The sequence below is a fragment of the Pseudomonas sp. GM18 genome (genome assembly GCF_000282195.1).
Lineage (GTDB): Bacteria > Pseudomonadota > Gammaproteobacteria > Pseudomonadales > Pseudomonadaceae > Aquipseudomonas.
Genome location: NZ_AKJT01000011.1, coordinates 14,017 through 33,359, shown reverse-complemented (window position 1 = coordinate 33,359; position 19,343 = coordinate 14,017). Strand labels below are relative to the sequence as shown.

Genomic DNA, 19,343 nt, shown 5'->3' with positions numbered 1-19,343 from the left:
GGCGGGCCACCGTTGTTGCCGCCGATCGAGATGCCCAATCCGCCCAAGGACCAGACCTTGCCGGGCCTGGAGCCAGGCACGACGAAAATCAAAACGCCGGGCGGTTAAACCTGCTGCAAAAGCAGTTGCCCGTCAGCCATGCGTAAGCGTTTGGAGAGGGAAACGGCGAGGGCGCGGATGATCTTGGCGGCGATTTTTGGCGCGTCGTTGAGCATCTTTTCCAGGGAGTCCTTGCCCAGGTTGAGCAACTGGCAATTGCTCGCGGCCACACAGCTGGCTGAACGCCGTTCGCCGTCGAGCACGGCCATTTCGCCGAACGCCCGACCGCTGCGCAAGGTGGCCATGGTCACCCGTTGCCCTTCGCCGTTGGTCTTTTGCACCGCGACCTGGCCGGTGTGGATGATGCACATGAAACTGCCGGCATCGCCCTCACGGAAAATCTCTTCGCCTTCGGCGATGGTGCTGATGCTGAAGTAACCCGAAGCCGCCACGAAGTCCGCCGGCAGCAGTTGATCGAACAGGCCGCAGTCCATCAGCCAGTCGCGAATTTCTTTGTTCAGTAAGGTCGGTTCTGACATGTCGTCACGGTCTTTTTTTGTGTCTGGTTCCGGTTTTTTTGGATGTCCTCAATCCCACAGGGGATATGTGTTGCATCCGGTCCGGCGTCTGGTGTTAAGACCGGGACACCGGGCCAAGTTCCTCAGGCAATGCCCAAAACCTTCAAAACAAATGCGTATTCGAGGGCTACGTCACGTAATCCCTGGTAACGACCGCTCATCCCGCCATGCCCGGCGCCCAATTCAGTCTTGAGCAACAGCGGGGTGGTGTCGGTTTTGGTCGCGCGCAATTTCGCCACCCACTTGGCCGCTTCCCAGTACTGCACGCGACTGTCGTTGTAGCCGGCGATCACCAGCGTTGCCGGATAGGCTTGCGCGGTGACGTTTTCATACGGGGCGTAGGCCTTGATCCGATCATAGACGTCTGGCTCTTGCGGGTTGCCCCATTCGTCGTATTCGGTGACGGTCAGCGGCAACTCCGGGTCGAGCATGGTGTTGAGCACGTCGACGAACGGCACTTCGGCAATCGCCACGCCGAACAGCTCCGGCCGCTGATTGAGCACCGCGCCGATCAGCAGGCCACCGGCGCTGCCGCCACTGATTGCCAGCTGCGATGAGGTGGTGAAGCCGTTGGCGATCAGGTGTTCGGCGCAGGCGATGAAGTCGCTGAAGGTGTTGTGCTTGTGTTCCTGCTTGCCGGCGCGATACCAGGCTTCGCCCAATTCACCGCCGCCGCGAACATGCGCGATGGCAAACGCCATGCCACGATCCAGCAGGCTCAGGCGGGCGTGGGAGAACCATGGGTCGAGGCTTTCGCCGTAGGCGCCGTAGCCGTACAGATAAAGTGGCGTCGGCTTGCCGAGGAACTCGCGTTTGACCACAAAGCTGATCGGCACTTGTGTACCGTCCGGTGCCGTTGCCCAAAGTCGTTGGCTGACGTATGCGTCGGCGTCGAACGGGCCGAGCACCGGGGTTTCCTTGAGCACTTTCTGCTCGCCCGAGGTCAGAATCAGTTGGCGGATTTGCGCCGGACGGTTCAAGGCCTCGTAGCGCAGACGAATTCTGTCGCTGACAAATTCCAGGCTGTTCTGCACATGCAGGCTGTAGGCCGCGTCCGGCAATTGCACGCGATAAGGCACCAAGTCCTGTGGGTAGACTTCAATGATCGGCAGGCCACCTTCGCGCAGGCTCAGGGTCATAGCCTCGGCGTTCAGGCTCATGCCATCGATCATCACCGTGTCGCTGTGGGGAATCAGGTTCTGCCAGTCGGCTTCGGTCGGCGCGACGCCGGTATCGACAGCCTGGTACAGGGCGAAGTTGATGCCGTCGCGGTTGGTGCGGATCAACCACGTCCACTCGCCATCGAGCTTGCCGTGGTCGACATCGTATTCATGGTCTTCGACTCGCGGCGCCAGGCAGGTAAAGGCCTGATGCGGCAGCGAGGCGTCGAGCGCCCAGACTTCGCTGGTGGTCTTGCTGCCCAGCGACAGCAGCAATTGCCGTTCGGAGCTTGAGCGGTAGCAATGCAGGAAGAATCGGCCGTCCGGTTCATGGAACACTTCTTCGGCGGCGGTGCCGTCCAGCCGATAGCGGAACAGTTTGTGCGGACGATGGGTGTCGTCGAGTTCACCGAAGAACAGCGTCAGGCTGTCATTGGCCCAGGTCATGCTGCCGTCGCAGTCCTGGAACTCCAGTTCGCTGACGCGTCCGCTGGACAATTCCTTCACGAACAGCGTGTAAACCTCCTCGCCACTGGAATCGATGCTGTAGGCCAGGCGCTGGTGGTCCGGGCTGATGCTGAACGCGCCCAGGGAAAAAAAACCGCCCTTGGCCAGCACGTTCGGATCGAGCAGCAGGAGTTCCTGGCTTTCGTCGATATGCAGGCTGCCATCGGTCGGACGCGGGCAGCGGTAGTGGCGGGCGTATTCATCGCCGGCGGTGGTGCGGGTGTAATACAGGTACGGGCCCCAGGGCGAGGGCAGCGACAGATCGGTTTCGAGAATCCGCCCCTTGATCTCTTCGAACAGGGTTTCGCGCAGACCGGCCTGATCGGCGGTTTGCGCCTCCTGATAGCGGTTTTCAGCTTTCAGGTAATCGAGCACTGCGTCGGTGTCGCGCTCCTGCAGCCAGGCATACGGGTCATCGCCGTCTGCCTTGTGGGCAATGGGCGCGTCGGAAACGTTGGCGGATAGGGGCATGAAGAGCTCTCGAACGTTGTACGAAATTGGGGGATCGCAGACGGCGGGGCAGCCTGATGTGCGAAAAGTCGTTACTATAAGCGCCTCTTTGCCTGCCTTGCCATGGACACCATGACCGAGAACGACTATCTGATCGCTTGGGGCCTCTACGCCTTTGCCGCTTTTGGCTGCCTGTTGGTGTGGATGCGCATGACCCGCTGGATGTGGCGCTGGCTGCGTGAGCCGCTGCGGCTGCTGATGGCGGTGTTGCTGTTCAGCCCGACCATCATCGACCCGGTGAAGGAAAAGGTCGCCCCGGCCATTGCCATTACTGCGCTCGATCTGCTGTTCAAGGTCGGCAACAACGCCTGGCGGGCGATTTCCGACCTGTTCATGTACAGCATGATTGCCTTCGGCCTTTACCTGGTTCTCGTGGCGATCCGTTTCCCCATCGAGCGCGCGTCCAAGGCTCGCAAGGAGCGGGCGGAGGCCGCCAAGGCTGCGGCGCGGGCCGACGAGCCTGAAGGTGATCAGCCGTTCGGCGGTGCCGGCGATGATCGTTACGGCCGGCCACCGGTGCCGAGCAACCCGCAGCGACTGCGGGTCGAGCCGCGTCTGTAACTGTGCCCCTGCATTGAATCGAGAGTCCGAGCATGTGTGAGTTATTGGGCATGAGCGCCAATGTCCCGACCGATATCGTGTTCAGCTTCACTGGGCTGATGCAGCGTGGCGGCCGCACCGGGCCACACCGTGACGGTTGGGGCATCGCTTTTTATGAAGGCCGTGGCCTGCGCCTGTTTCAGGACCCGGCGGCGAGCAGCGAGTCGGAAGTGGCGAACCTGGTGCAGCGCTACCCGATCAAAAGTGAAGTGGTGATCGGCCACATCCGCCAGGCCAATGTCGGCAAGGTCTGCCTGTCCAACACTCACCCGTTCGTGCGCGAGTTGTGGGGACGCAACTGGTGTTTCGCCCACAACGGGCAGTTGGCCGACTTCAACCCGACCGCCAGTTTCTACCGCCCCGTCGGCGATACCGACAGCGAAGCGGCGTTCTGCGATTTGCTCAACCGGGTGCGTGCTGCGTTCCCTGAGCCGGTAGAGATTGAAGAATTGCTGCCGGACCTGGTGGCCGCTTGCGCCGAGTACCGCAGCAAAGGCGTGTTCAACTGCTTGCTCAGCGACGGCGACTGGCTGTTCTGCTACTGCTCGACCAAACTGGCGCAAATCACTCGCCGTGCCCCGTTCGGCCCGGCACGCTTGAAGGACGTCGATGTGATCGTCGACTTCCAGGCCGAAACCACGCCCAACGACGTGGTCACGGTGATCGCCACCGAACCCTTGACCGAAAACGAAACCTGGACCCGCTACGAACCGGGCCAATGGAGCCTCTGGCGACGCGGTGAATGCGTCAGCCAGGGCAAGACCGAATAAGGATCTCTCCCCCCATGTTGCTCAGTTATCTACGGCTGGTGTTGTTCGCGGCAGGCCTGTTGATCGGTGTCCAGGTGCCTGGTTTCATCAGTGACTATGCCAAGCGTGTTGAGGCGCATCTGATCGAGGCGCAGACCGGTTTGAGCGGTTTTCAGGGCACTGCCAATCAGTTTTTCAAGGGCGACATGCAAGCGCTCGTGGCCCATTACCGTGCCAGCGAAGACCCGATCTTTCGCAGTGATGCCGACAGCCTGAGCGCCTTGCTCACCCGTCAACTGGCCTTGGACAAGCAATTTCAGGCCATGCAGGGCCCGTGGTACATCCGCTTCCTGCAAGTGGTGCTGGCGGCCGACCCGGACATTCGCAAGGAAACCTGGAACGGCTACAGCTACCAGATCCTGCTGACGCCGGAAGCGATGATCTGGGGCATGAGCGGCGCGTTGCTGCTGTCGTTCGGCATTGAATGCCTGTTCCGACTGATCGACTGGGTGGTGCTGGGCGGCAAGCGCCTGCGCCAGAGCCGGCCGATCGAAGAGCGGGATTTGCGCGGGTTGTAACACTGGAGCCGGCTTGCCGGCGATTGCCGCGACACGGTCTGCCTGGCAGATCGCATTGCTGGCAAGCCGGCTCCTGTTTTTACCAATCTACCGAGTAGCTCATGCTCAGGGTGCGGCCTTCGGCATTGGCGTACGGCGCTCTGGCGTTGGCCTGGGTGAACAGGTTCTGGTACGTGCGGTTGGTCAGGTTGTACACGCCGCCTTCAAGACGACCGACCGGTAGTTGCACGGAGCCGAGCAGGTCCACCAGCGTATAGCCTTCGATGTCGCGTCCATTGTTGTCCTTGGCGGCAGCATCGTAATTGGCCAAACGCATGCCTTGCAGGCGCAGGGTGTAATCGTCTTCGGTGTAGCCGACGAACAGAGTGGTCTTGGCGGGTGAGATGCGCGTGGCCGGCAGATCGATCCATTTGCCGTTCTGCTCGGTCTCGCCTTTGGCCCAGGCATAAGTGCCACCCACCGACCAGTGATCGGTCGCGCGGTAGGTCAGGCTGTTTTCGATGCCGCGAACTCGCTCTTTCTGGTTGATCAGGCGCAATACGCGGTCATTGGCATCGTAGAACTGGGTCACGTCCGAGGTGTTTTCGTACACGGTGACGTCGGCCTGCCACTGGTCCCAGTTACCACGCCAGCCCAGCTCATAACTGTCGACCTTGATGGCTTGGGCGTTGAGGCTCTGAATGTCGAAGGTGCTGCTGACATCACGCATGAAGCGCTGGATATCCGGCAGCGAAAACCCCTGGCTGTAATTGGCGAAGACGTCCTGGTTTTCGCTCAGGTGGTAAACCGCCCCCAGGTTGTACAGCGTGGCATCGTATTTGAGGGTGTCACCGGGCAGCGTTGCGCGTACGCCGGTCTGGACGATCTGACCATAAGCGATGCTGTCGGAAACGTCGCTTTCGATCCATTCACGGCGCACGCCGCCACGCAAGGTCCAGTCACCGATGTCCCAGGACATCTGCCCGAACAGCGATTTGGTGGTGGTTTCGATGTCCGGGCCCAGCTCGTAGGTGGTGCCGGTCTTGGTATAGGTCAGGCCCTTCAGCGTGTATTGATCACCTCGTTGACGGGAGCGCTCATTATCATAGTCAGCCCCCCAGACCAGATTACCCGTGGCGCTCCCGATCGATGGCAGCGGCGTGTCGATGGCCGCACGCAGGCCGTAGACATCTTGCACACTGTTGTTGTCGGAGATCCCGGCCTTGCCCCGCGACAGGTCCGGAAAGAACAGTGCATCGGCGCGACGCCAGTAGCTTTCCAGTTGCAGGCCCTGACCGTAGAAGTCCTTGTCGGTGTAGTTGAGGTTGACCGCCTGGTTATGGGTATAGGGTTGGTCGTCGAGTTTCAGCCCTTTGACCGCCACGGCTTGCTGCAGGTTTTTCGGGTCTTTGGTGTAGCCAGTGTCCTGCTGGTCCTTGTAGTCCTGCAGCGACAGGCTGAGTTTCTTGTCGGCATCCAGTTCATAACCGAAACGACCTTGCAGGTCGTAGGTTTCGGTATCCATGTTGCTGCCCTGGGAGGTGTCCTGGGGGATGCGGTTGCCGTTGCCGTCGAACTGATCGTTGCGCTGGGTCAGGTCGGCAGACACATACCAATCCAGCGCATCCTTGCGCCCGGTGGCACTCTGGAAAGCTTCGTAGGCGAAGCCTTTTCTGTTGAGGTTGTTACCGCTGGTCAGGCCCAGTTTGCTGCTGTAGGCAATGTCCTGGCCCTGATTGCGCTTGGTGATGATGTTGATGATGCCGCCTGAAGCACCGGCACCGTAAATGCTGCTGGCGCCGGAGATCACTTCGATGCGTTCGATGCTGGCCGGGGCGATGCTGTTGAGCTGGCGGAAGTTGTCGCGCGTGGCGTTCTGCGATACGCCGTCGATCAACACCAGCATGTTGCGCCCGCGCAAGGTCTGGCCGAAGTTGCTCATCCCGCCGCTGGCCGGTGCAATACCCGGGACCAATTGCCCGAGGATGTCGGAGACCCGGCGACCCGCGCCGCTCTGCTCACGGACTTGCTGCTCGTCGATCACCTGGACCGAGCCCGGAATCGAAGCAATGCTCGCTTCGCTGCGAGTAGCGGAGACGACGGTGGCTTGCATGTTCAAGGTGCCGGGCTGCTGCTCGGTTTCCTCGGCCCAGGCCTGGGCGCTGAAGGTACCGAGTAGCGGGATCAGCAGGGAGAGTTTGGTTCGGGTCATGACGTGGTCTTTTTTAGTTGTGATAAGTGTGGGGCGATAAGGTCGAGCGGTCAGGCGTGGTGTTGAACGACCGCACCCAGCGGATTCCGATGGCGGCTATGGCGTAGGTCAGCGCCACCAGCCAGAAGCTGTGGGCCAGGCCCACCAGGCCCATGCCGATGCCGCCAAGGACAACACCGAGCAGGGCTCCAGCCTTTGCCGCGCTGTTGCCGAGGCCGAGCGCGAAGCCCTGCTGGGTGATGGAAACGGTGTTGGCGATCAGGGCATAGGCGACGGGCAGCAGGGCGCCTTGCCAGATGCCCCAGACGAGTCGGCTGACGAGAAACCCCAGCCATTCGTTGGCCAATGCCGTGGCCGCCAGCGTCAGGGCACATAACCAGGCCACGCCTTCGATGACGCGCAAGGTGTAGGCCGGCTGCCAGCGGTCGAACAGGCGTCCCCACAGCGGTGCGCAAATGGTCAGGGTCGCGGCGCTCGCCGCGTAGGTGGCACCGATCAGCCAGCTTGGGGCATGCAGAATGTTCGCGACGTACAGGGCGTAGAACGACTGCGGCATCATCTTCGCCGCCTGAATCAACACGATCACCAACAGGATTCCACTGAGCCAGCCTTTGGGCAGGGCAACCGGCTCAACAGGTTTTTTCTTCGCGGTTCGCGCCTTGTCGGCCGGCAGGAAAAAACTCCCCAGTGCGCACAGCAGGCAAATCGCCGTCGCGCCATAACACAGCAAGGCGAACCCCGAGACGTCCATCAGCCAGCCACCCAGCACCGGGCCGATCAACGAGCCGACGGCAGTCGCCGATTGCAGGCGAGCCAGGGTGTGACCCCGTCTGGCACTGTCGCAGCAGGCCAAGGCATAGGCCTGCGCGGCAGCGAGAAAACCGGCCAATGCGCCTTGCATCACGCGAATACCCACCAGCAGCCACGGGTCGAGGGTGATGGCCGCCAACCCTTGGCACAGCGCGAGGGCCAGCAACGCCCGAACAATCATCGGTTTGTGTCCGGTGCGATCCCCCAACCGACCCCACATGGGGGTCAGGAGCATGGCCGCCAGCATCGGGCCGGCATAGACCATCGCCGATAACAGCGCGGTGTAGCCGGCGCGCTCCGGCCCGAGCAGATGCTGGATCTGCAAGGGCCAGAACGGGCCGCTCATTTCCATGGCGCCCATGGAGACAAACTGGATGACGATCAGCAGTCGCAGGGCGCGACCGTCAGCGAGCATGGGTGTTGGGTCGCAGCGGGTTACTCAGGCGTCCAACGATGTCGGCATGACTGTCGAGCAAGCGCATGCGCATGAACGATTTGGCGGGCCAATCCTGTTCCAGCAAGGCCTGGCGCTCGCTTTCCCAGCGTGCCGGTTCAACGCACTCGCGCAAGGTCTCGAAGCACTGTGCAACGTGCGCTGCCAATCGCTCCCAAAGGATATTTTCCGGCACATTCCAGTGGCGGGCACAAAGCAAAGTCAGCTCACCGAGGTGGCACATGAAGGTGGTGTGCAGGAGTTTGTCGCGGACAAAGCCTGCGTCGTCATACAGGGTCATTTTCGGATCGTGCAACTGGATATCCAGACCCTTGGCGTGCAGGGTTTTGCGATCGATACGAACGTCGCCGAAATCACGCAACAGCAGCCGATTCAACTGCCCGTCAGCGCCCATCACCATGAAGCTGTTTTGCTGATGCGCTTCGAACGCCACGCCGTACATCAGATAGATGCCCAGCAGACTCGGTACGGCAATCGCCAGGTAATCATCGAAGAACGCCAACATGGCCTCGCTGTCATCCCGGCCCTGAGCCAGTCTGACCCAATCACGCAGCAACGGTTGTTCGAATTCGTTGACGGCGAACAGGCTGCCGACCGGCACGGCCAACTCGCCTTCTTGCAGCAGGGTCAGCGGGTTGTCGCGATACAGCACGGCCGCATGCCGGGAGCGCTCGTCATCGGCCGGTAGTGGTGCGTAATGCACGCCGATGCGCTCTGGAACGATGTTCAGCAGACGCTGAATCTGCGGTTCTTGATCGAGAATATTCAATATCAGTTGGCTGATGCGTGGACCCATCCGGGCCGAGCGCGGCGACACGGTGCGCTGCACGCTGGTCAGGCGCAAAGCCACCGGCAGTTTGACCATCGGTGCCGTACGACTGGCCTGCGGCAGGACCGTGCGGAAGGACATGGTCGGGTGGCCGGTAAAAGCAACGATGTCAGTGATGATCAGCAGGTTGTCGGCGACCTCGTTGGCGAACGAATGTGGCAGCTCTTCATGGGCTTGCCATGGGTGCGACGGAAGCGGGAGGTAGTCTGTTGCGTCCAGGCCCAGCTGCTGCAAATGGCGTTGCAATTGCTCGGCGGCCAGTGGGAAGTGACCTTGCCACCAATCCCGGTAGTCGGTGGTGCCAGCCAGCGCTTCGACGTGCGCGTACTGGCGGTGCAGGGCGCACAGGACAATCGGAAAACTTGCTTCGAATTCTGGCGAGAAAGCGATGACCTGAGCGGCGCTCAAACCCAGTTTGGTTTTGTAGTTCGGGTGCCACGGATGGCCGAGAGTGCCCCACTGTTCGAGCAGTGACGTAGGGTTCTGATGGGTGGGGCCGGCTTTGAGCCAGGCGAGCAGATTGTCATCGTACCCGGTGTCGATCTGCTCTCTCAGGCGCTCGGTCCATCCCTGGTGAAATGCCAGGCACAGAGTGTCGTTGCTGAAACTGTCATCCAGCTCCCGGGCCAGACGTTCCAGTACCTGCGGGGAGGCTGGTGGGTTGAGCTGAGTGCTGAGGTGAGCGAGCAGCTCGCTGGGCAACTGGATTTTTTGCGGCAGTTTGTCGGGGGTGTGCAGGACGATACTGCCGCGTACGTCCCAGCTGTTCATCCTGCCGCTGGACAAGTGCTCGAAGCAAAGGTGCGCGCCATCGCCAAGTGGCAGCCAGCAACGGCTGGTGTCGTCGTATTCGCAGGTGTCGGGGTCGATCAGCTCTTCACGAAACAGCGCCTGGATCAGGCGTTGGAAACAGCGCTGGGCGGCGGGCTCCAGTGCATTGCTCAAATGATCGAGAGTGATGCGGTGGGACTGGAAAGCCTCAGTGCCGAGCGCTTCGCTCCAGTGGGCGAGCAATTGCTGCTGTTTTTGCGTGTAGCCGCGCATCAGGTCCGACTCCTTCTGGACAATTGATTAGCTGAAAGCGCGCTGAGAATACCGTTTTGAATAAATAATGCAAATGATAGTGGTTCATATTTACACTTTGGGAAATGTCTTTCAGATTCTGGCCTGTGGTTGGCTCAAGACGATGTAGTGCTCGCCCATTTTCTGCGCATAGCACTCCACGACTCGCTGACACAACGTCACGATTTCTTCTACCCACTCCACGCTAACCCGCCACGACACCACCACCTGCAAATTCGGCGGCCGTTGATCGATGGCCAGCAAGGTCAACTCTCCTCGCGCCAGTTCCTCGGCCACCAGCACCGGTGGCAGGGCGCCAATACCGAAGCCGTCCCGCAGTAAACGAGTAATCGCCGACACTGAATTCACACAATTGAGCCGTGGCGCCATGACCCCGTTGGCCTGCATCAGGCTCAAGACGTCCTGGTGCGGACGGGAATTTTTCGAATAGGTGATGATCCGCTCCCGCGACAGGTCGGCGACACCTGAATACTCACGGTTGTAGATGGAATTGCTGGCCACGATCCAGCCCATCGGATGACTGGCCAGCTCCAGGCTGCGCACGCTTTCCTGGCGCAGCAGGTCGGTTTGCAGGATCAGATCGAGAAAGCCTTTTTGCAGCTGATCGCAGAGGTTGAGCGCGGTATCGGCCACCAGCTCGATTTCCACCAGCGGATAGTGATCCATCATCTGTGCCACCAACGGGCTGAGCCAGGTGTGGATCACCGTGTCCATGACGCCGATCCGCACCCGTCCGGCCTTGCTCGAACGCGTCTCGATCGACTGTTTGAGCGCCTGCATCGTGTCCATCATCTGCTCGGCATATTCGAGCACTTTCAAGCCTTCGGGGGTCAGGCTCACGCCACGAGAGTCGCGCAGAAACAGCTTCACCCCGAGCTCGCTTTCGAGCACCGCGATGCGGCTGGAAATCGACGCCTGGGTGGTGAAAAGCTTGTCTGCCGTCAGGCGAAAACTCTTGAGTCGGGCGACCCAGACAAACGTTTCGAGAAACTTCAGGTTCATGGGGTCAGCTCGTGGATAAAATTTTTCTTATGTCTAGGGCGGGTTTTTATTAGTTGGACGCAGCAGGGCCAACCGCCCAAAAATCAGGCCATCCGGTTCCCACGATAGGCGTCGTCGGGGCTCAGAACAATACCAATAAAATATGCACGGAGATTTTGCCATGAGTGCGCCCGACACCCTCGACATCCCCAAAGCCACGGCTCGCCCGGGACCTTTTGACTGGTACCGCAACATCAACAAGCAGGAGCGTCGCACGTTCTGGAGCTGCAAGATCGGCTATGGTCTGGACGGCATGGACACTCAGATGCTCAGCTTCGTGGTACCGACCCTGATTGCCATGTGGGGCATCACCACCGGCCAGGCCGGGCTGATCCACACCAGCACCCTGATCGCCTCGGCCATCGGTGGCTGGGTGGCGGGGATTCTCTCCGACCGCATCGGTCGGGTGCGCACCCTGCAACTGACGGTGTTGTGGTTTGCGTTCTTCACTTTCCTTTGCGGCTTCGCCCAGAACTACGAGCAACTGCTGATTGCGCGCACCTTGATGGGCTTCGGTTTCGGCGGTGAGTGGACGGCTGGCGCGGTGTTGATCGGTGAAGTGATCCGCGCCAAGGACCGTGGCAAAGCCGTCGGCATGGTGCAATCGGGTTGGGCATTGGGTTGGGGGCTGACAGCCATTCTGTATGCGCTGCTGTTCTCGGTGTTGCCGCCGGAAGACGCCTGGCGTGCGCTGTTCATCCTTGGCATCGTGCCGGCGATTTTCGTGATTTTCGTCCGTCGCCTGGTCAAGGATCCGGAGATTTACCGTGAAGCCAAAGCCAGGCAAGAGCCCAGCAACCCGGCGAAGTTCTACGAGATTTTCGCCCCTGGCATCCTCTTCACTACCATTCGCGCGTCGATACTGACCACCGGCGCACTCGGCGGTTACTACGCAATCACCTCCTGGCTGCCGACGTTTCTGAAAAACGAGCGCGGTTTGAGCGTACTCGGCACGGGCGGTTATCTGGCGATGGTGATTATCGGGTCCTACGTCGGTTATGTGATCAGCGCGTATTTGACTGACATCCTCGGTCGAAAAAAGAACTTCATTCTGTTCGCGGTCGGCTCGTTCACTATTGTTCTGCTGTACACCCAATTGCCGGTCAGCAACGGCGTGATGCTCTGGCTGGGCTTTCCTTTGGGCTTCTTTGCATCCGGGATTTTCAGCGGCATGGGCTCATTTCTGACCGAGCTGTTTCCAACGCGGATTCGCGGCTCGGGCCAGGGCTTTTGCTACAACATCGGTCGGGCGCTGGCGGCGTTGTTTCCGCTGCTGATCGGCTTGCTCAGTCAGAAGGTGCCATTGAGCGTGGGAATCGGGGCTTTCGCGGCGGTGTCCTACGGGGTGGTGATCCTGGCGGCGCTCAGCTTGCCGGAAACCCGTGGCAAACAACTCGACGCTGAGTAATCGAAAAATCCGGTAAGGTTTCTGGTACGACACACTTTTTGTAGCAGCTGCCGAGCCTGCGAGGCTGCGTTCGACTGCGAAGCAGTCGTAAATTCAGAATTTGCAGTGCGTCAGGCAGACCGCGTTAGCCGGCCTCACGACCGCTTCGCAGTCGAACGCAGCCTCGCGGGCTCGGCAGCTGCTACAGATCGCATTACAACTTAACTCAGGAGTGTTCACCGTGAACCGCCTGCTATTGAATTGCGACATCGGCGAGAGTTTCGGCAACTGGACCATGGGTCTGGACGCCGAAGTCATGCCCTTCATCGACTGCGCCAACATCGCCTGCGGCTTCCATGCCGGCGACCCGAGCATCATGCGCAAGACCGTCAGCCTGGCCCTGAGCAACGGCGTGCAGATCGGCGCGCACCCTGCCTATCAGGATCTGGTCGGTTTCGGCCGTCGCTCCATGGCGTATACCGCCCAGGAACTGCAGGACCTGTTGCACTACCAGATCGGTGCCCTCGACGGCATTTGCCGGGCTCAGGGCGGGCGGGTGAGTTACGTCAAACCCCACGGCGCGATGTACAACGACATGATGGCCAACCCGGCGCAATTGCGTGCGGTGATTCAGGCCGTGGCAGCTTATGACCGGACACTGCCACTGATGCTGATGGCCACTCGCGACAACAGCGCTGCCCAGCAATTGGGTGACGAATACGGCGTGACCCTGTGGTTTGAAGCCTTCGCCGATCGCGCTTACGACAGCGCCGGCAGGCTGGTCTCGCGGCAACTGCCGGGGGCCGTGCATCACGATCCCGAGAAAATCATCGAACAGGCGCTGATCATTGCCCGTGGTGGCAACCTCACGGCCAGTGATGGCAGCGCCTTGCACTTGCAGGCCAATACCTTGTGCGTACACGGCGACAACGCCAGTTCGGTGGCCGCCGTGCGGCGCATTCGCGAGGCCTTGAATCAGCAGAGCGCATCATGAAACCTCGGGTGGAAGTGGTGGCGCTCGATTGCCTGATGGTGCGCCTGTTCGATGAAATTGCCGAGGCCAACATGCCGTGGATGCTGGCTGCCAGTGAGCGTCTGCGAGAAGCATTCGCCAGCCATCTGATCGATCTGGTGCCGTCCTACACGACGTTGATGGTGCATTACGATCTGATGGCATTGAACCCGGCCCAGGCCCGGGAGTTGATCGCTGAAGCCCTGATCGATCTGACGCCCAACGCTCGGGCCAAGGGTAAATGCCATGTGCTACCGGTCTGGTATGACTTGAGCGTTGGTCCGGAATTGAACCTGTTGTCTCAGCGCAGCGGATTGGCGGTGAATGAAGTGATCCGCCGTCACAGCGAACACGAGTATCAGGTGTTCGCACTGGGCTTCGCGCCGGGGTTCGCGTTCATGGGGTTGGTGGAAGAAGTGTTGGCCGCACCGCGTCTGAGTACCCCGCGCAAAAAAGTCGCCGCCGGCAGTGTCGGCATCGCCGAACGCCAGACGGCGGCTTATCCGGTGGTGTCCCCCGGCGGCTGGAACCTGATTGGCCGCACCCCGGCCAAATTGTTCGACCGCGAACGCGACGGCTACAGCCTGATGCAACCGGGCGATACGGTGCGCTTCGAAGCGGTCAGCCATGCCGAGTTCATCAACCTGGGCGGTGACGACACGCCGTTGGAGACCCTGGTATGAGCCGACTGACGATTGAAGCAAGTACACCGCTGTGCCTGTTGCAGGACGCCGGGCGATTTGGTGTGCGGCATCTGGGCGTGACCCAGGGCGGCGGGCTGGATTGGCGATCGATGTCGTGGGCCAATTGGCTGCTGGGCAACGGGCTGGATGCGCCGGTGATTGAAATCACCCTTGGCGGGTTTTGCGTTGTCGCCGAGGAAGATTGTCTTTTGGCGCTGGCCGGGGCAGACCTTGGTGCGCAACTGGACGGTCAGGCACTGGCACCATGGCGCAGTTTCAAACTGCGCAAAGGTCAGCGTTTGCAGTTCAATCAGCCGTTGCTGGGCGCGCGGGCTTATCTCGCTGCACCGGGCGGGTTTGATGCGCCGAAAGTGCTGGGCAGCAGCGCGACGGTGGTGCGTGAGGAACTGGGTGGCCTCGACGGGATGGGCCGGGCGTTGGCCAAAGGTGCGGCGCTGAACTACTCGAGGGAGGCGCCGCTGCTGGTACGGGAGCTGCCTGGCGAGCACGTCCCGGATTTCAAACTCGATGCACCGTTGGACCTGGTGCTCGGTGCGCAAATCGGAGAGTTCAGCGGCCTGAGTCTGTTTGACGCGTTCAACAGCGCCTGGACCCTCGACAGCCGTGCCGATCGCATGGGCATTCGTCTATTGGGAACGGCGTTGCAGTATCAGGGCAAGCCGATGATTTCCGAAGGCATCCCGCTGGGCGCGGTGCAGGTGCCGCCGGATGGGCAGCCGATTGTGCTGCTCAATGACCGGCAGACCATTGGCGGTTATCCGCGGTTGGGGGCGTTGACGCCGTTGGCGTTGGCGCGGCTGGCGCAGTGTTTGCCGGGGGCGAAGGTGCGGTTGAAACCGGTGGTGCAGGACGTCGCGCATCGCGAACAAGTCGAGTATTTGCGCAGGTTTGTAGGCCGCTAAAAGCTTCGCGGGCAAGCCTCGCTCCTGTTTACCCCTGTAGGAGCGAGGCTTGCCCGCGAAGGCTGCATCACAGACAGCAACAATCTTTACTTGGACAAAAACCGCATCCCTTCCTCCAACCCCCGCAACGTCAGCGGATACATCTGATCATCGATCAAATCCCGCACGATGTTGGTCGACGAGGTGTAGCCCCAGGTGTCTTTCGGGTATGGGTTGATCCAGATGAGCTTCTTGTATTTTTCCTTGAAGCGCTGCATCCACACGTAACCGGCTTCTTCGTTCCAGTGCTCGACGCTGCCGCCGGCCTGGGTGATTTCATAGGGCGCCATGGCGGCGTCGCCGATGAAGATCACTTTGTAGTCGGCGCCGTACTTGTGCAGCAAGTCCTGGGTGGCGGTGCGCTCGGAGGTGCGGCGCATGTTGTTCTTCCACACCGATTCATAAATGAAGTTGTGGAAGTAGAAGTACTCCAGATGTTTGAACTCGGTCTTGCAGGCCGAGAACAACTCTTCACAGATCTTCACGTGGGCGTCCATCGAGCCGCCGATGTCGAACAGCAGCAACAGCTTGACGGTGTTGCGCCGCTCTGGACGCATCTGGATGTTCAGCAACCCGGCGTCGCGCGCGGTGTGGTCGATGGTGCCGTCGATGTCCAGTTCTTCGGCCGCGCCTTGACGGGCGAATTTACGCAAGCGACGCAGGGCGACCTTGATGTTGCGCGTGCCCAGTTCCACCGAATCGTCGAGGTTCTTGTACTCGCGCTGATCCCAGACTTTCACCGCTTTGCCCTGGCGCTTACCGGCATCGCCGACCCGAATGCCTTCCGGGTTGAAGCCGCCGGAACCGAACGGACTGGTGCCGCCGGTGCCGATCCATTTGTTGCCGCCGGCATGGCGTTCTTTCTGTTCTTCCAGGCGTTTCTTGAACTCTTCGATCAGCTTATCCAGGCCGCCGAGGGACTGGATCGCGGCTCGTTCTTCATCGGTCAGGGAGCGTTCGAATTCCTTGCGCAGCCAGTCTTCCGGGATCAACGCCTGAAGGTGATCGTCGAGCTTTTCCAGACCGTTGAAGTAGGCACCGAACGCCCGGTCGAACTTGTCGAAATGCCGTTCGTCCTTCACCAGAATCGCCCGCGACAAGTAATAGAACTCGTCCATGTCGGCGAAGGTCACGCGCTGTTTAAGCGCGTTGATCAGGTCCAGCAGCTCACGCACCGAGACCGGCACCTTGGCTGCACGCATTTCGTTGAACAGATTGAGCAGCATGGCGATCGCCCTTATTGGTACTTAGCGAGTGCCGCGACGGCTCATGAACGCCAGACGCTCAAGCAATTGCACGTCCTGTTCGTTCTTCACCAGGGCGCCTGCCAGCGGCGGAATGGCCTTGGTCGGATCACGTTCGCGTAGCACTGCTTCGCCGATGTTGTCGGCCATCAGCAGTTTCAGCCAGTCCACCAGTTCGGAGGTCGAGGGCTTCTTCTTCAGGCCCGGCACCTTGCGCACGTCGAAGAACACGTCCAGCGCTTCACTGACCAGGTCTTTCTTGATGTCCGGGTAGTGCACGTCGACGATCTTCTGCAGCGTCACGCGATCCGGGAAGGCGATGTAATGGAAGAAGCAGCGGCGCAGGAAGGCGTCCGGCAGTTCTTTTTCGTTGTTGGAAGTAATGATGATGATCGGACGCTTTTTGGCCTTGATGGTCTCGTCGGTCTCGTAAACGTAGAACTCCATCTTGTCGAGTTCTTGCAGCAAGTCGTTGGGGAACTCGATGTCGGCCTTGTCGATTTCGTCGATCAGCAGAATCACCCGCTCTTCGGACTCGAAAGCCTCCCAGAGCTTGCCCTTTTTCAGGTAGTTGCGGACGTCGTGAACCTTGTCCACGCCCAGTTGCGAGTCCCGCAGGCGGCTGACCGCGTCGTACTCGTACAGGCCTTGATGCGCCTTGGTGGTGGACTTGATGTGCCAGGTGATCAACTTGGCGCCGAAGGACTCGGCCAGTTGCTCGGCGAGCATGGTCTTGCCGGTGCCTGGCTCGCCCTTGACCAGCAGTGGCCGCTCCAGGGTGATAGCGGCGTTGACCGCCAGCTTCAGGTCATCGGTGGCGACGTAGGCCTGGGTGCCTTCGAACTTCATCTGCTAATCCTCGAACGGTAACGCCGACCTGAACGAGGCAGGGCGGGGCGCAATAAATTGTCAGGCTCGACTATAACGCGCAGGCCGGTCGACTGTGAACGCAGACGGCTTATTCAGTCTCTGAATGGAGCGTCACATCTTGACTCAGTCTTGGCTGCTGGCCAGTATTGAGCTATCGCCATTTTGGCGATAGTTTGCGGGGCATGTCTACTAAATACCGATTTCGCGATACGTACCGCATTCAGTTGCGCCAGAAGGACCATCCGCCGCCGCTGATTATCAAGGAAGCGCTGGAGTGGGTCAGGGCCCATCAGGTGCAATTGCTGGAGGATTGGAAACGATGTTACCCATGAAACGACCACGGTTGTCGGCTGTGCTGGCATTGCCGGAATACAGGTTGGCGCTGACGTTTATCGATGGCCAGCAGTTGAGCCTCGATTTAAGTCGCGACCTGCATTCATACCCGGGATTGCAACCATTGCTGGTGGGGCGTGTTTTTGAAGAAGCAGCCTTGGGTGACGATGGCTGGAGCGTGGAGTGGCCCGAGCTGGATATCCAGATGGGCGCGGACACGCTGTACCTGGATGCGCTCGCGCAGAATGCAACGGATGAAAACACCCGCATTTTCATCGATTGGCGTGCTCGTACTGGATTGCCGTTGAATCAGGCGGCCGAGGCCTTGGGAGTCAGTGCTCGCAGTATCAGCCGCTATAGCAGTGGTCGTGAAGCCGTGCCGCGGTCATTGGCGTTGGCCTGTCTGGGCTGGGACTTTTTGCAGCAGCAATCGAACCCGGCACGGGCGGCGGAAGAAACCGGTCGTTACACCGTTACACGCAAATCTTAGCCGGAATCCGGCCGTCGTTGATCTGCACTTCGTTCAAAGTAATGGGCAGTAACTTGCTCAATTGTGCTCACCAGTCCGGGAATTCTGCTTGTTGGCACCGCCATTGACGAAGTTGACCTCGGGTTTATCGAACTGCACCTTGGCGACCACCGCATGGTCATACCAGAGCGAGTGCCAGCTGACTGGACGACCACGAGTAACAGGCATACCTTGGTGGGCTAAATTCAACGCTGTATAAGGACCCAGCCATGAGCCGTATCTATGCTGACAACGCCCACTCCATCGGCAATACGCCGCTGGTGCAGATCAACCGTATCGCCCCGCGCGGTGTCACCATTCTGGCCAAGATCGAAGGGCGCAACCCTGGTTATTCGGTCAAGTGCCGAATTGGCGCGAACATGATCTGGGACGCTGAAAGCAGCGGTAAACTCAAGCCCGGCATGACCATCATCGAACCGACCTCGGGCAATACCGGTATCGGCCTGGCATTCGTTGCCGCCGCCCGTGGTTATCGGTTGATGTTGACCATGCCTGCGTCCATGAGCATCGAACGACGCAAGGTGCTCAAGGCCCTTGGCGCCGAACTGGTGTTGACGGAGCCGGCCAAGGGCATGAAAGGCGCGATCGAGAAGGCCGCCGAAATTCTCGCCAGTGACCCATCCACCTACTTTATGCCGGGGCAGTTCGAAAACCCGGCCAACCCGGCCATCCACGAGAAAACCACCGGCCCGGAAATCTGGAACGACACCGACGGTGCGGTCGACGTGCTGGTGGCGGGCGTCGGAACGGGTGGAACCATTACCGGGGTTTCGCGGTATATCAAGAATACTCAGGGCAAACCGATTCTCTCGGTGGCGGTGGAGCCGGTGGTGTCGCCGGTAATCACCCAGGCGATCGCCGGGGAAGAGATCAAACCGAGCCCCCACAAGATCCAGGGCATCGGCGCTGGTTTTGTGCCGAAGAACCTGGACCTGTCGATGGTCGATCGGGTGGAGTTGGTCAGTGACGACGAATCCAAGGCGATGGCCCTGCGCCTGATGCAGGAAGAAGGGATTTTGAGCGGCATCTCTTGCGGCGCCGCCATGGCGGTGGCCGTACGCCTGGCCGAAACCCCGGAAATGCAGGGCAAGACCATCGTGGTGATTCTGCCCGACTCCGGCGAACGCTACCTGTCGAGCATGCTGTTCAGTGACTTGTTTACCGAACAGGAAAATCAGCAATAAGATTTTATGG

17 protein-coding genes and 1 pseudogene are annotated in these 19,343 nt (G+C 60.2%); 9 read left to right on the top strand and 9 right to left on the bottom strand.

All coding sequences use genetic code 11. From position 1 onward, the window contains the following. Positions 1 to 104 precede the first annotated feature (104 nt). Both PMI21_RS24925 and PMI21_RS24930 read right to left on the bottom strand, forming a co-directional pair. Positions 105 to 578: a cyclic nucleotide-binding domain-containing protein gene (locus PMI21_RS24925; protein ID WP_007934129.1), complete on the bottom strand. Its 474-nt coding sequence runs from the start codon at positions 576 to 578 to the stop codon at positions 105 to 107. Positions 579 to 700: 122 nt separating this feature from the next. Continuing rightward, positions 701 to 2,755, bottom strand: coding sequence for a S9 family peptidase (locus tag PMI21_RS24930; RefSeq protein WP_007934127.1), 2,055 nt, complete (start codon positions 2,753 to 2,755; stop codon positions 701 to 703). A gap of 102 nt (positions 2,756 to 2,857) precedes the next feature. On the opposite strand from PMI21_RS24930, the gene PMI21_RS24935 reads away from it, so the two are divergent. From PMI21_RS24935 to PMI21_RS24945, 3 genes are read left to right on the top strand one after another with little or no spacing between them, the layout of a single operon-like run. Further along, entirely contained in the window at positions 2,858 to 3,355 is a 498-nt protein-coding gene (locus PMI21_RS24935) for a hypothetical protein (protein WP_033063799.1), read from the top strand. A gap of 32 nt (positions 3,356 to 3,387) precedes the next feature. Then, positions 3,388 to 4,164: a class II glutamine amidotransferase gene (locus tag PMI21_RS24940; protein ID WP_007934123.1), complete on the top strand. Its 777-nt coding sequence runs from the start codon at positions 3,388 to 3,390 to the stop codon at positions 4,162 to 4,164. Positions 4,165 to 4,178: 14 nt separating this feature from the next. Continuing rightward, positions 4,179 to 4,721 (top strand): DUF2937 family protein, encoded by a 543-nt coding sequence (locus PMI21_RS24945; protein ID WP_007934122.1) that lies wholly within the window; start codon positions 4,179 to 4,181, stop codon positions 4,719 to 4,721. Between the two features lie 79 nt (positions 4,722 to 4,800). On the opposite strand, the gene PMI21_RS24950 is transcribed toward PMI21_RS24945, so the two are convergent. The 4 genes from PMI21_RS24950 to PMI21_RS24965 form a co-directional block, all read right to left on the bottom strand. Then, positions 4,801 to 6,912, bottom strand: a complete 2,112-nt coding sequence (locus tag PMI21_RS24950; protein ID WP_007934119.1) for a TonB-dependent receptor — start codon at positions 6,910 to 6,912, stop codon at positions 4,801 to 4,803. A gap of 13 nt (positions 6,913 to 6,925) precedes the next feature. Further along, the gene (locus tag PMI21_RS24955; RefSeq protein ID WP_007934117.1) at positions 6,926 to 8,137 is read right to left on the bottom strand and encodes an MFS transporter; all 1,212 of its coding nucleotides are present in this window, start codon (positions 8,135 to 8,137) and stop codon (positions 6,926 to 6,928) included. After that, a complete protein-coding gene (locus tag PMI21_RS24960) occupies positions 8,127 to 10,049 on the bottom strand; it encodes an IucA/IucC family protein (protein ID WP_007934115.1) in 1,923 nt (640 codons plus the stop codon). Before PMI21_RS24960 ends, PMI21_RS24955 begins: the two co-directional genes overlap by 11 nt. 111 nt (positions 10,050 to 10,160) lie before the next feature. Next, positions 10,161 to 11,090, bottom strand: a complete 930-nt coding sequence (locus PMI21_RS24965; RefSeq protein WP_007934114.1) for a LysR family transcriptional regulator — start codon at positions 11,088 to 11,090, stop codon at positions 10,161 to 10,163. 160 nt (positions 11,091 to 11,250) lie between these two features. Here PMI21_RS24965 and PMI21_RS24970 point away from each other — a divergent pair, with 160 nt between their 5' ends. From PMI21_RS24970 to PMI21_RS24985, 4 genes are all read left to right on the top strand, one after another. Then, positions 11,251 to 12,537: an MFS transporter gene (locus PMI21_RS24970; protein WP_007934112.1), complete on the top strand. Its 1,287-nt coding sequence runs from the start codon at positions 11,251 to 11,253 to the stop codon at positions 12,535 to 12,537. 220 nt (positions 12,538 to 12,757) lie between these two features. Then, positions 12,758 to 13,510, top strand: a complete 753-nt coding sequence (locus PMI21_RS24975; RefSeq protein ID WP_007934109.1) for a 5-oxoprolinase subunit PxpA — start codon at positions 12,758 to 12,760, stop codon at positions 13,508 to 13,510. Beyond that, on the top strand, positions 13,507 to 14,211 hold the full coding sequence (pxpB, locus tag PMI21_RS24980) for a 5-oxoprolinase subunit PxpB (protein ID WP_007934107.1): 705 nt from the start codon (positions 13,507 to 13,509) through the stop codon (positions 14,209 to 14,211). The genes PMI21_RS24975 and pxpB overlap by 4 nt, the downstream gene beginning before the upstream one ends. After that, positions 14,208 to 15,134, top strand: coding sequence for a biotin-dependent carboxyltransferase family protein (locus PMI21_RS24985; RefSeq protein ID WP_007934105.1), 927 nt, complete (start codon positions 14,208 to 14,210; stop codon positions 15,132 to 15,134). Before pxpB ends, PMI21_RS24985 begins: the two co-directional genes overlap by 4 nt. 86 nt (positions 15,135 to 15,220) lie before the next feature. On the opposite strand, the gene PMI21_RS24990 is transcribed toward PMI21_RS24985, so the two are convergent. Then, positions 15,221 to 16,399: a vWA domain-containing protein gene (locus tag PMI21_RS24990; protein ID WP_007934103.1), complete on the bottom strand. Its 1,179-nt coding sequence runs from the start codon at positions 16,397 to 16,399 to the stop codon at positions 15,221 to 15,223. Positions 16,400 to 16,420: 21 nt separating this feature from the next. Then, on the bottom strand, positions 16,421 to 17,266 hold the full coding sequence (locus tag PMI21_RS24995) for an AAA family ATPase (RefSeq protein WP_007934101.1): 846 nt from the start codon (positions 17,264 to 17,266) through the stop codon (positions 16,421 to 16,423). A 340-nt stretch (positions 17,267 to 17,606) separates the two neighbouring features. Here PMI21_RS24995 and PMI21_RS25000 point away from each other — a divergent pair, with 340 nt between their 5' ends. After that, complete coding sequence (locus tag PMI21_RS25000) at positions 17,607 to 18,110, top strand: DUF2442 domain-containing protein (RefSeq protein ID WP_007934100.1); 504 nt, start codon at positions 17,607 to 17,609, stop codon at positions 18,108 to 18,110. A 4-nt stretch (positions 18,111 to 18,114) separates the two neighbouring features. Here the strand turns inward: PMI21_RS25000 and PMI21_RS29625 are convergent. Continuing rightward, positions 18,115 to 18,293 (bottom strand): annotated as a pseudogene (locus tag PMI21_RS29625) (DUF748 domain-containing protein); the annotation flags it as partial. Positions 18,294 to 18,358: 65 nt separating this feature from the next. On the opposite strand from PMI21_RS29625, the gene cysK reads away from it, so the two are divergent. Continuing rightward, positions 18,359 to 19,333, top strand: coding sequence for a cysteine synthase A (gene cysK, locus PMI21_RS25005; RefSeq protein ID WP_007934098.1), 975 nt, complete (start codon positions 18,359 to 18,361; stop codon positions 19,331 to 19,333). Positions 19,334 to 19,343: the final 10 nt, after the last annotated feature.